This window comes from Dokdonia ponticola (assembly GCF_042653865.1).
In the GTDB taxonomy this organism is placed as follows: Bacteria; Bacteroidota; Bacteroidia; order Flavobacteriales; family Flavobacteriaceae; genus Dokdonia; species Dokdonia ponticola.
Genome location: NZ_JBHSFV010000008.1, coordinates 257973 through 270833 on the forward strand (window position 1 = coordinate 257973; position 12861 = coordinate 270833).

Annotated in this window: 9 protein-coding genes; 1 reads left to right on the top strand and 8 read right to left on the bottom strand. The window is 40.0% G+C overall.

Annotated elements, in window-relative coordinates:
* Positions 1 to 787, top strand: a 787-nt coding sequence (locus ACFO3O_RS14005) for a T9SS type A sorting domain-containing protein (protein WP_379979859.1), incomplete at its 5' end; no start/stop codon positions are given.
* Positions 788 to 999: 212 nt separating this feature from the next.
* On the opposite strand, the gene ACFO3O_RS14010 is transcribed toward ACFO3O_RS14005, so the two are convergent.
* The 8 genes from ACFO3O_RS14010 to ACFO3O_RS14045 all read right to left on the bottom strand — a co-directional run bounded on the left by ACFO3O_RS14010 (position 1000) and on the right by ACFO3O_RS14045 (position 12066).
* Complete coding sequence (locus tag ACFO3O_RS14010; RefSeq protein WP_379979861.1) at positions 1000 to 2751, bottom strand: hypothetical protein; 1752 nt, start codon at positions 2749 to 2751, stop codon at positions 1000 to 1002.
* Positions 2748 to 4982, bottom strand: a complete 2235-nt coding sequence (locus tag ACFO3O_RS14015; protein ID WP_379979863.1) for a tryptophan-rich sensory protein — start codon at positions 4980 to 4982, stop codon at positions 2748 to 2750. The genes ACFO3O_RS14010 and ACFO3O_RS14015 overlap by 4 nt, the downstream gene beginning before the upstream one ends.
* Positions 4982 to 6265, bottom strand: a complete 1284-nt coding sequence (locus ACFO3O_RS14020) for a BatA domain-containing protein (protein WP_379979865.1) — start codon at positions 6263 to 6265, stop codon at positions 4982 to 4984. Before ACFO3O_RS14020 ends, ACFO3O_RS14015 begins: the two co-directional genes overlap by 1 nt.
* A 1-nt stretch (position 6266) precedes the next feature.
* Positions 6267 to 7196: a DUF58 domain-containing protein gene (locus ACFO3O_RS14025; protein ID WP_379979867.1), complete on the bottom strand. Its 930-nt coding sequence runs from the start codon at positions 7194 to 7196 to the stop codon at positions 6267 to 6269.
* On the bottom strand, positions 7177 to 8172 hold the full coding sequence (locus ACFO3O_RS14030) for an AAA family ATPase (RefSeq protein ID WP_379979869.1): 996 nt from the start codon (positions 8170 to 8172) through the stop codon (positions 7177 to 7179). Before ACFO3O_RS14030 ends, ACFO3O_RS14025 begins: the two co-directional genes overlap by 20 nt.
* A 132-nt stretch (positions 8173 to 8304) precedes the next feature.
* Positions 8305 to 8925, bottom strand: coding sequence for a DUF4159 domain-containing protein (locus ACFO3O_RS14035; RefSeq protein ID WP_379979871.1), 621 nt, complete (start codon positions 8923 to 8925; stop codon positions 8305 to 8307).
* Between the two features lie 165 nt (positions 8926 to 9090).
* Entirely contained in the window at positions 9091 to 10407 is a 1317-nt protein-coding gene (locus tag ACFO3O_RS14040) for a TldD/PmbA family protein (protein ID WP_379979873.1), read from the bottom strand.
* A gap of 24 nt (positions 10408 to 10431) precedes the next feature.
* Positions 10432 to 12066, bottom strand: a complete 1635-nt coding sequence (locus ACFO3O_RS14045) for a TldD/PmbA family protein (RefSeq protein ID WP_379979875.1) — start codon at positions 12064 to 12066, stop codon at positions 10432 to 10434.
* Positions 12067 to 12861 lie beyond the last annotated feature (795 nt).

The following is a 12861-nucleotide window of genomic DNA, read 5'->3' on the forward strand; positions in this document are numbered from 1 at the left end:
TATTCTAGACGGACAAGTGGATTGGACAAGTGATTTCGATTTTGATGTAGACGCAAATACTCCTGAGAAGGATGTTGTCTTTACATTGGAGGTTACTTCAGATGAAGGTAGCTGGATACTGACGTTTATAGTGCATATCTACGCTGGCGGTGGTAATTGTGATATCGCCTATGCAGATCAATTAGTTAAGGATGGCACAGGTGGTGGAGTCGGCAATGATGATGGGCAAGCTAATCCTGGAGAAGAAATTGATCTTGAAGTAGCACTAGAAGCTATCGGTTGCGATTTACACAATGTATCTGGGATATTAAGCACGAACGATTCTGATATAACTATCACCGACGATAGTCAGAGCTGGGGAGATATTCTAGAGGGTCAAGTGGATTGGACGAGTGATTTCGATTTTGATGTAGACGCAAATACTCCTGAGAAGGATGTTGTCTTTACATTGGAGGTTACTTCAGATGAAGGTAGCTGGGTACTGACGTTTATAGTGCACGTTTATGAAGAAGCGCTTGATGTTAGAGATTTTAATTTGAATAATAGTGTTACACTATTTCCAAACCCAGCTAGTAATGTTTTCTATATCAATTCAAGTATGAGTTCACGATTAGAAGTGAGAGTGCTAGATTTATTGGGTCGTCAAGTTATGCCAACACGCACAATAGATGCGAATACTCGTATTGAGTTTAATCCCATTGGTTTAAGTGACTCTATATATCTTGTAAAGATATCAGATCCTTTATCTGACGGATTTATCACAAAGAAATTAATGATCAGTCATTAAACTTCTAATTAATATAATTTTAGTCTAATGGTCAATGAGTTTGCTATTTTAGCAAACTCATTGACTTTTTTTTTTAGTAACGGATCCAAGATTTATTCAGTCGCCTTTAGCTAACTAAAGGAGGACTTAGGGAAAAGTCTGTATAATTTTGTAAAACTCATTTTTTTGACAAACCCATAAATGAGAATATATCAAAGGTGTACTCCAGAATCTTAGTTCCCTTCCAATCTAGGAAGCAACCACAACAAACCCATTGCAAACACAAACACAATAAAAAACCAAAGACGCGAAACCGGACGTTGTTCTTTTGTCCTATCAGCAGATGTCCCACGATCTTGAAAATAACGTTTATTTTGTTGACGCCAATCATAAGCTTTTACCCCTTGCCAACTCGTGGAAGGAGCCACATAATAATGTAAAACAGCCGTCGTATCTTTTGCCAGTTGAAGCGTTTCCCATCCAGTCTCTTGAGGATATACGGTACCTGACCATTTTTCAGACAAGGATACATTTTGTTGGAGTGCTACAGGTTGACCAAGGGCATCAAGTACGGTAGGTGGTACAATCGAAGTACGTAGCGAAAACTGAAAAGGCACATCTGGCGTTGCCATATAATTTTCAGTTTCCCAACGAACAATGGGAATATCTTTCTGACTCACGGCACTTAATATGCGAGACCACATATACGTGTACTGCGCTAGATTTCCCTCTAAAACTAGCGGGTATGACTCCATAATCGTAGCGGTACTCACGCGGCCAAATCCTCGTTGCTCATAGGCACTCAACAATATATTCTCTGCCTTTAGAATCGGTTGGAGTTTAGGATTTTCGGCAAAAAGAACTGGTCCTACAGAGACTTTTACCTTTGGCCATTGCGGCAAATGAACTTGTTTTTCTTTATTTCGCTTTAAGCGAAAACCAAATACCTCCCCGCTCCTCAAAATGGCCTCATCCAGTTGTATAAAAACCCCAAGCCCTTGAGACTCTACAGCAGTTTGCAACGCTCGTCGAGAGCTTGAAGAAAGCGTGGCATACGAACTCCCGTCAAGGATCACCAAGTCAAAGTCTGCAAGATTCGTCGCGGTAAGACCGTACACTGTTGCTTGCGGCCGATTAAAATTTTCAAACTTGTAAGTGTCTTTAGTAATCTGGCTACGTACTAATACTTCATGTCCATTTTCGGCTAAAAAGTTTTTTAAATACTTGGTCTCAAAAGTGGGGAATCTATTGAGAATAACCACTTTTAAAACGGGGCTCGGATCTATCTGTACAGGTAAAGGGTCTTTGGTCAATACCACCCCTAGAGAATCCTTGGTAACCACATGATACACAAAGGCTCCTGTTGTTTTAGGGATTGAACGTACTTTAAATAACTGCTTCTCTGCTTTTGTAACCGCTAAGGAGTCAAGCCCATTTCCGCCAGAATCTTCCAAAATAATCTGACTTACCTGCTGTGGTTTCTCATATAAACCCTGAACGATTAAAGAATCCCCCAACGTCACCTTGGAGTCATATTGTATACGTTTAATGCCGCTTGAGACATCCCCAGGCACATAAGTTGTTTTGATGCTATCCAATTGCCAAAAATCATAAGGTGCTACCCCATCTCCAAGAATATAAGCAGTAGACAAACTATCCATTTGTTTTTTGTCTAAGCCATCCATCTTATAATCTATAAGATGTAAGTTTTTATGTAGTGCTTTCAAACTATCCAACTGACGTTCGCTATAGTGATGAGTTAAGATAGCCCCTACACCCTTCTCTCGATCCTCCCAAACCAAAGGTTTAAGAATCATGAGTGCTAGCATCATTACCGCTATCAAGGCTATAAATGCTTTTAGTAACCACCATTTTTTACTTCCTGATCGATATTCTTTCCATAAAAAGATACCCCATAGCACAACCATACCTATTAGTACAGGCAGCCATAAACTTTGTAGTAAGAAGATATCCTTATCGATCACTGGCTTTTGAGTTCTTGAATGAATGCTTTTTCTAAAGCGCCTCTGTATTGATGTCTTACTACAGGGTTGGCGTCTACATCAGGGAGTGCTTGCAATAAACCTTGTCGTACACTCTCCAGCACCACAATCGGTTGTGGTTTTTCTTCTGTGAGCCAAGATAACTCCTGTAAGGTCTTTAAATGTTTAGAAGGCTCTTCAATAGCAAGCGCGGCAAGCTCTTTTCCAGCTTGTGCAAAAACCACTCGATCTTTGGCTGTAATACGACTCCCTTCTGTAAGTCGTTTTTCAAGAATAGTCACACTCTCCTGCATCGCGGCATACATGGATTTGTCATTCATATCCTGTTGTTTATAAAAATTATCAATCTCATCGAGATCGCCAGAGAGTCGTTTTTCTTCCTTTATGGGTGGTGGATCAAACCCTATACGATGTACATAAATACGTGCACTATTTTTAATCTCTTGAATAAGCTTAAGCGCTTTATATTGATACGGCAAAGATTTTTCGGGCTCAGCCAGTCGTAAGTATAATTCGGCATCCCACATTTGAGCCATTGCATTTTTTAATTTCCCCTTTAAAGAAGCTGTAAATAAGGTAGATTCCTCTGGGTTGTCGTGATCATGCATATATGCCTCAAAACCTGATTTATCTTCCTCATCCTCTTCGCCTTCGTGCTCGTGTTCGTCGTGATGTTCTTCAACTAGATTATGTTCATTTTCACTATCGTGGTCATGACGGTAGTTAGCTGTAGGGTCATCAGGGTCAAAATCTGTTTCTTCTATATCTGGTGTCACGGCAATACCTGAGTCGGCCTCATCTCCCATAAATTTTCCATATTTTAAGCGTAAGGCTTTTTGGTCAAAACCTAACTCATTACTTCTCGATTTAAATTCTTGAAGCGGGATTTGATTGCGCTCTGAAATAAGTTTCTCGGTATCAATAATCAACTGTCGCTGACTCCTAAAATAATCAGGCATCAAGTCTGCGCCCATCGTTCCCTCTACGCCAAAGCCATCACTTACCGTATCTTTAATCACGGCAAAAAAGGTTTCACTACGTGTACTATTTGGTATAGGTGTCTTCTGATCTTGTACTTCAACATAAAAATAAAGTTCATCGCCCAGCTCCATTTTTAATTCATCTAGACGTATATTTTTTGAGAGACGTGCCTTTTTTGAACCTTGTACCAGCTTTTGATCAAAAGCAAGTTTCTCTTCTCTAAACTTCACAGATTCTCCCGCCCCCTTACTCACCGTCGCAATAATAAAGGTCGTTTTTAAACCAAAATCATCTACCATTTCTGCCGTAAAATTCAGCACTTTATCATCATCAAAATCAAAAGATGTAAACTGAGGGATGTCTTTAATTTCTATGGTAGGGGCTTTATCTTTGACTACCTCTACACTATACAAGTCAGATACATATTGGGCACCCAAGCTGTCTGTAAATCTAACATTATAGTAGCCCGAGGCTTGTGGTATCATCGATTGCGTAACATACTCATTGGGGTTTCCATTTTTTTGAGAAGTCATTATCACGTCTTTCTCCCCTAAACCTTCCAGACGCACCTCACGCACCGGCTGATTGAAGCCAAGCTTCCAAGAAAGTCGCGTCCCTTCTACCACTTTGACATTCAAATCACTGCTTGAATTGGTAGCCATCTGAGTATAAGCAGGATATGCAATCATCACCTTTTGATGTAGCACTACAGGAGGTTCATAGGCAGGTACCACAGAATCAGTTGCTTGAAAAACTATCAATGGCTCCTCTGCTGCATTTGGTGTATTTGATGCAATTCCCATCGTATAAAATACGGACATCAACACACCTATCAAGGCTAGAACTGCTGCGGCAAGTATTGCTTTTTTAAGTTTTGTTTGCGGCTTGACATGTTTTATTTCTGAAGCGAGACGGGTGGTTATTTTTTCTCTTTGTAACTGGGCAAGTCCTGATAATCCCACAGCTGGAGTCAGTAACAAGCTACTGCTGTACTCTGCAGTGTTGAGATGATCATCTATATACCGACTGCTCTTTTCATTAGATAGTTGCCAAGGCCGTATTATGACGAGCGCTACCACGGCAACCACACAAAAAAGAAGCATTCCCCATACTATATTCTGTGTTGTCAGACCTACACAGATTCCTGCACCTATACCATATAATACAGCTTCTAGCGCTCGCAGTGATTGCCAGCGCTTGGTAAATTGTTGTATGAGTTTTGTTCCTTCCATTATTGTTTTCGTAGGCTTGCGACGATGCGTTCGCCTATCATTAAAAATAGGAATATCATCCACAGCCATCCAGAAACGTTGGCAGTAGCGATATTTGGTATTGTAGCAGTGTTTACAGCTACTTTGGTTTGTAATTGCTCACCTGATAGCGTGCGTATATCTTCTTCCTGTATTTGTGCAACTAGATCTGTATCTAACGCAAACCAATCTAATAAGTGTCCGACCCAGTCTTCTTCAAGCACTACGTTGGTGTTGAGTTCTTTAGTCCATATAAAATCTGTAGGAGAAGTACCTGGCTCAATCAAACGATGCGCTAAAATATCTTGACGATACCGCAAGGTTTTTGCTGTAGTTTCAGGTAACACAGCATCACTTAGCCAAACGATATAATCACTTTCAGGAAATACCAACTCTGCCGATGGAGTCCTTTTTTCTAGAGTAATATCCGTTTGGGTGTAGCGTGCAATTGCTTTAATTCCTGCCTCGACAAAGGTACTTTGCGTCTCAAAACCATCATCAACGACCATGACGACTTTGATCTCTTTTTCAGGATATATCGGAATGTATGCGCCCCCCTCTTCTGTGTTGACTTCAAGACTATCTTGAGAAGCATTTCGTCTGACTTCATTTTCAGCAATGGGTGTTTTAGAAAATGATAAGGTGGTGGCATCACTGTATACTGCTACGACTTCAATACTATCTTTTTTTACACGTGCCCAAACAGGTTTTGAAATTTCTGCTTCGGTATCTACTGGAATCCAGGTACTATTCTTGACAAGGGTGGGTCGTTTTCCTTTAACCGCTTTCGCGAAAGCGTGTACAAACACCACCACACTATCTGCCGGTAATTGCTCCATCTCTTTTGCAAGTTGCCAATAGTGGAAATTCCCTTCTTCTACGAGTGTATATTCTTGCCATTCTGGAAGACCTTCTGTGAGGAGGAATCTGCCTTGTTGAGGAATTTGTTGAAAGCGTGCTCGCCCTTCGGCAGTTGCAAGTAAAGAAGGTTCAAAGACATACGCAACATCTAGCCGTGGTACTGTTGTTGTTATTTGAGGTACTGCCAGAATTCCAACGAGTAGTGCAATAATGAAACATCGCAACACCAATAGCCACCACTCATTGATTTGAATACTTTTGCTTTGTTTGGATTTGGTTTGGGCAATAAATTGGGTGCTTCCTACTTTGATAATTTGCACTTTTTTTCGGCTCCAAAAGTGAATCGCGATAGGAATTAAGAGTCCTAATAATCCCCAGAGATATGATGGTTGTAGAAAAGTCATATCAACTGATTTTTAAGCGTTTTTTTAAAAATACCTGTAACGCTTCTCCTATATGACCATCCAAATTAAATAACTGATAGGTGATATCATTAGACAGCAATTCTTCCTTTATTTCTCTCAAAGAAGTGTCCAATCCTTCTAAATACAGAGGTTTGGCTTCTTTTGTATTGACTTTGATTTTTGTCCCCGTCTCAAGGTCTTCAAAAATAACCTGCCCTTTATAATCAAACGTTCGTTCTTGCTCTCCTAGGAGGTGCAACACAACGACTTCATTTCGAGACGTTTTTAGGCGTGTGATCGTTTTGGTGATTTCTTGTTCATTCTCATACAAATCAGTAATAAAAAATAGCAGTTCCCGACGACTATGATGATGGAGTTTTTCTCCTGCAAGCTGGGTGGGCCACTTTCCTTGAGTATGTAAGTTCAAGAGTTGATACAAAAAGCGATTAAAATGAGACTTCCCTGTTGCTGGTTGTAAGGCCTCTACTTTCTGATCATTAATGGTATGCAACCCCACTGCGTCACCCTGTCGATGCGCTAGGTGCGCTAGGCTTGCCACTAGGACTTGGGCATATTCCATTTTTGAAAGCGTTCCTTCTTTATGCAACATCGACGCGCTTGTGTCAATGATACATTTAACCGTGATGTGCGTATCGATTTCTGATTGTTTAATGTAATAACGGCCAGAACGAGCGAGCATCTTCCAGTCAAGTAAACGCAAATCATCTCCAGGCTCATAGCCTCTGTATTGACTAAACTCTAGACCTGATCCTACTCTTCTACTTCGATTCAATCCCGACAAATACCCGTCTACGATCACCCGAGCGATCAACGCCAGTCCAGAGACACTGTTGATTACTTCAGGTTTGAGTAAAGCTTGATAATCGTCTTTCACACGTCTGATATTTGAATTATAAATGAGTTTGTTCAAGAAGCTTACGGGTTACATTATCGGAGGTGATTCCTTCTGCTTCTGCCTTAAAATTGACAATTACCCGATGGCGTAGCACGGGAAGAGCAACGTGTTGTATATCTTCTAAAGTGACTGCGATTCTTCCGTGGGCGAGAGCTCTTGCTTTTGCCGTGAGAATCATGGCTTGCCCAGCTCTAGGCCCTGCTCCCCAACCCACCCATTGTTTTACATAGTCATTGGTCGTGGTTTCTGGGCGTGTCGCTCGTACAAGGGTACTCACAAACTCTACCAATTGATCACTAATAGGTACTTCTCGTACCAGCGCTTGCAGACGTAAAATCTCATTACCTGATAGGATGGGTTGAACTTTCTCTTTTTTAGTCCCTGTCGTACTCTTTAAAATATGTGTTTCTTCTGCTGCAGTAGGGTATCCAATTTTAATATAAAATAAAAATCGGTCTTGCTGTGCTTCTGGTAACGGAAACGTACCCGATTGTTCTATCGGATTTTGAGTCGCTAGTATAAAGAAAGGTCGCTCTAATGTATACGTTTTACCTGAATATGTTACCTCAAATTCCTGCATTGCCTCTAGTAAAGCAGCCTGTGTTTTAGGAGGGGTTCGGTTGATTTCATCGGCGAGGATGATATTGGCAAAAATGGGACCTTTATTAAACTCAAAACTCTTTTTACCGGTGGAGTGGTCTTCTTCTAGAATTTCGGTTCCTACAATATCCGATGGCATTAAATCTGGTGTAAACTGAATGCGTTTAAAATCTAGATCAATTGCTTGGGCCAATGTTCTAATCATTAAGGTTTTGGCAAGCCCTGGAACACCTTCTAACAACGCATGTCCTCCTGCTAGAAAGGTAATAAGCAACTGCTCTACCGTTTCTTCTTGACCAATGATGACTTTTGCAATCTCCTTTTTAAGGTCTGTCAATTTTCCCGTGAGTATATGTACTTCTTTTTCTAAGGCTACTAAGTCTTTATTCATGTTTTTTTTGAAATTTCTACTCAAGTGATCTTGTTTGATCCCTTCGTTCAAGTACTAATTGATTTGTTCATTATACGCTTTCGCGAAAGCAAAACACAAACCACTTCACTCCAAACGTATAAGGTGCAGCTATCAACTCGTAAGCGCATACATAATAATATTTACGCCAAAACGAGTGTTATCTGTTTTATACCACCGCTTGTTTCTAAAGTCATAATCCCACTCACAACCATAGTCTTTGTTGCTATACAACACCCCGATTCGTCCATTGATTTCAATCGCTTTTAAGTACTCGTGTACCAGGTCGTCGCCCCAACCGTTGAGTTCTTGACTGGTGGTTGGTGGGCCATCTTCAAATTCGAAAAAGACCTTGTAAATCTCGTGGTCATTAGGTATTTTCTTTAAGCTATCGGGTCCAAAAATTTCTTCCATTTGTCGCTCAAACGATTTTGCAAACAAGCCGTCAATATCGTGGTTGCAATCGTCTGCAAAGACAAAGCCTCCATTCTCTACATACCTTTTAAAATTCTCTTTTTCCTTTTGGGTAAACTGCACGAGCTTATGTCCTGAGATGTAACAAAAGGGACTTTTAAAAATATCTTCACTCGCCAGTGTGATGATATTTTCCTGAGTATCTACTTCTAGCGTTGTATACTCTACCAATGAATTGAGTAAATTAGACGGCATACGTTGATCTGTATCCCAATCTCCCGATTCATATTGTAAGCGCGTGAAGAAAAATTTATTAGGCATTCTATTTCAGTAATTTTTTGTGGTGCTGCAATCTATTCATTTTGGAAGCTACTGTTTATTACATTCAAATGTTACCTCAGCCTGCTAATTGTCAGGTATGGACATAAATTAAAAACTGGTCGCCACACCGAAGTATCACCACCAGTTTATACAATTTACATCTTTTTATACCGCATCAGAGAGACTGGTAAATGTAAAGTCACGTACCTTCATATAAGGAATCAGGCTTCCATCTACACGTACTTGCTTCCCAAGGGTCTCTAAGTTATTAAGCATAATAATAGGACTCTCGTTAAAACGGAAATTCTTCACAGGGTATTTAATTTTGCCATTCTCGATATAGAAAGTTCCATCTCTGGTAAGTCCAGTGTATAATAACGTTTGAGGGTCTACGGAACGTATGTACCACAAACGTGTCACGAGTATTCCTTTCTTGGTGCTTTTGATTAAATCTTCTAAGGATGCGGTACCTCCACCCATGATAAAGTTACTTGGAAAAGGAACAGGTTCTACCCCTTTTTCTTTAGCCCAATACCGTCCATAAGCGAGGTTTTTTACGACACCGTTTTCAATCCAAGTAGTTTTCTTGAGCGGTTGTCCTTCACCATTCCAAGTGGGGGCTGGAACTTCTTCATTAAGAGGATCTGACCAAAGGTTTACGCGTTCATCTACGATTTTCTCTCCTAGTTTTGTGCCTCCGCCTTCTTTTGACATAAAGCTACGCCCTTCATCTGCAGAACGTGCATTAATGGATCTACCCAGACCTTGTAGTAATCCTAAACCAGCAGAAGGTTCAAGGATAACCGTATACTTCCCTGGTTCGATCGCTTTTGCTTCTCGAGAGAGTACCGCTTTATCAATTGCTACTTTTGATGCCTCAGCGGCATCAAACTTTGAAATATCATTATAATCACGAGTAACCCAACCAGATCCTGTACCATCATTAGTACGCATTGTTACCGTGAAACTCGCATTGGTAGACTTGTTATATGCAAAAAGGCCATTAGAGTTCATCATTGCACTAAAACCTTGACCATCGTCTAAAAATCCTGCTGCAGTGACGTCTTTTGCTTTGGCTGGTGTAATACTGCTATTGGCTACTTCTGCTCTATACTCTGGAGTTATATTTGCAGTCGCCTCGACAAAGGTTTTGGATTCGTCATATACTTGAGGCCCCAGCGGTTCCATATATTCTGGATTCTCGGGAGACAGTTTTGCAAGTTCTTCTGCTCGTTGCACCACCTTCTTTAAAGATTCATCATCAAGCTCGTCGATCGTTGCTGTTCCTGATTTCTTACCAAAACTTGAGGTTACTGCCAGATTTTGATTTGACTGGTATCCTGCTGTAGATACTGAGTTGCGTGCATAGCGTATGTTACCTCCTTGGTTTCCGCTTAAGTTTACGACACAGGCATCGGCTGTAGAAAAGCTTAACGCTTTTTCTAAGATTTTTCTAGCCTCTTCTTTTGAAAATATTGCCATTGTTTATTTTTTTAAAAGTTAGACTTATACCGAACGCCCGGTATTAATTACATTAATATCATTAAATCGTGATGTGGAGCTACCGTGGGATACGGCACTTACCTGAGAAGGTTGCCCTTTGCCATCAAAGAAAGACCCAAACAAACGATAATCATTCTTGTCACATATTTTTGCGCAAGAATTCCAAAATTCCTGCGTATTAGATTGATAGGCTACATCGTTGAGCATTCCTGCAATTTTACCGTCCTTGATTTCAAAATACATGGTACCACCAAACTGGAAGTTATAGCGCTGTTGATCGATAGAATACGATCCTCTTCCGGCGATATAGATCCCTTTTTCAACATCTTTAATCATATCATTTATAGAATACGGCTCTTTCCCCGCTTCTAAAGAAATATTAGGCATACGCTGGAACTGAACATCATTCCAACTTTGTGCATAGCAACAGCCTTGAGATTCATTTTGATCAATAATTTTAACTTGATCACGGATGGCTTGGTAATTGACCAAGATTCCATTACGAATGATATCCCACTTCTTGGTCTTTACCCCTTCATCATCCCAGCCTACCGCTCCTAATGAGTGGGGTTGTGTTTTATCTGCTACAATGTTTACGATATCGCTACCATATTTAAAGTTTTTAGATTTCCATTTATCAAGAGTTGCAAAACTGGTCCCTGCATAATTGGCTTCGTACCCAAGCACACGATCCAGTTCCGTAGGGTGCCCAACAGATTCGTGTATAGTAAGACCTAAGTGATTAGGTTCTAATACAAGATCATATTTACCAGCATCTACTGACTTGGCCGTAAGCATTTGCTTGGCTTGCTTTGCCGCTAACGTGGCATCTTCTGCCATGTCATAGCTGTTTCTATAGAGTCTAAGACCTTCTGGACCTTCTAATTTCTCTGAATCCAGACCATCTAGATACTCATATCCCATTCCCATAGGCGCACTCATCGCTTGACGTGTTTTGAACTTCCCTCCACCTACGGCGGTCACTCCAAAGGTTGGCCAGATGCGATGTACGTCTTGATCTATATAAGACCCGTCTGTAGAAGCAAAATACTTTTGCTCATTAACCATAAAGAGGGCGGAGTTTACAAAGTTAGCTCCGTTGGCTTGTGCTGCCGCATTTGCCGTAAGAAGTAGGTCTACCTTTTCTGATACGGGCACATCCTTAAAGTCTTTTTTGATAGGTGTTTTCCAAGAGACTTCCCCAAAAGCAGGTACTGGTGCTAGTACTACAGGTTCTGTTTGAAATTTTGAGTTTGCCTTTGCAATTGCAACTGCCTGCTCTGTTGCTTTTTTAATACCGTCTGGTGTTACATCATTAGTGGATGCAAAACCCCAAGTCCCATTTGCGATGACACGTACTCCAATCCCAAAAGATTCGGTATTGACAACTCCTTGAACTTTATCTTCTCTGGTTCGTACAAACTGATTGAGATATCTGCCTATTCTGGCATCTGCATAGGAAGCGCCTAAACTTTTGGCTGTATTAAGCGCAACATCTGCCATTTGCTTTTTTATTATTACATCCATTCCTGGTTCTAAGAGTGCCTCTGTTGGGATGTTATTTCCCATTAACAGCGAAGGCATCATCATTGCCCCAGCACCCAATCCGGCCAGTTGGACAAAATTTCGTCTTTTCATAAGAGTATACGTTTTGATTGTGGTTTTGAGTGTTGCTAAGCACTCAATATTAAAGCACCTTAATATCTGAATAAATCGGCATACCTACTAATCTTCTAGTGCTAATAATATCTTAAAATTTTAACTTTTTAGTATTAAAAACATATACTACAAATAATTAAACTCATTAAGATCTTCATTGTTTGCATAAAAACTTGCGAAAGTCATATCACACCAAGATTATAACTTGTTTTAAATGAAAATAGATGTTGCTTTTCTTTTTCATCAATTGCTAATTTGCCTCATCTATCAATAATATATTTCCGCTCATTTAAGAATACTCACTTATTTTTTAAAACATCATATTAGCATACACTCACCAAAGAACACATAGTACTAATTCCAAGCGCTACTACTTCACGTTGGAAACAAGGGTCTGATAATAAATATAAGCATAGTATGATCAATGAAATTCTCATCCAATAAGTAAATCTCATCAAAAGATTAAATCAATCTTCTAACATCAATAAAAACTGCTGTAAAGTCTGTTTCTAAAACAAATCTAGTTATCGAAACTAAAAAGCAAAGCTGATAATACAACTTTGCCTTTTTAATATAATTTATATTTCTTAAAGATTATTTGATAACTACCTCACTTTCAAAAGTGTATATTATATGGAACATATTATGGCTCAACACAAAAAGTTGTGGGGTAATTAAAATTGAGACAACTTTGCTTTAAAAAATTCTATGTCCTCAGATGCTCTATTTGCTGCCGCCAACTTATTACTTCCAGAAGTTCTTGTAACTTATTTT

Bases quoted from the DNA above. Each gene is read 5' to 3' on its own strand.
- ACFO3O_RS14015 (WP_379979863.1), bottom strand. From the start codon at position 4,982: ATGGAAGGAACAAAACTCATACAACAATTTACCAAGCGCTGGCAATCA.
- ACFO3O_RS14020 (WP_379979865.1), bottom strand. From the start codon at position 6,265: ATGACTTTTCTACAACCATCATATCTCTGGGGATTATTAGGACTCTTA.
- ACFO3O_RS14030 (WP_379979869.1), bottom strand. From the start codon at position 8,172: ATGAATAAAGACTTAGTAGCCTTAGAAAAAGAAGTACATATACTCACG.
- ACFO3O_RS14035 (WP_379979871.1), bottom strand. From the start codon at position 8,925: ATGCCTAATAAATTTTTCTTCACGCGCTTACAATATGAATCGGGAGAT.
- ACFO3O_RS14040 (WP_379979873.1), bottom strand. From the start codon at position 10,407: ATGGCAATATTTTCAAAAGAAGAGGCTAGAAAAATCTTAGAAAAAGCG.
- ACFO3O_RS14045 (WP_379979875.1), bottom strand. From the start codon at position 12,066: ATGAAAAGACGAAATTTTGTCCAACTGGCCGGATTGGGTGCTGGGGCA.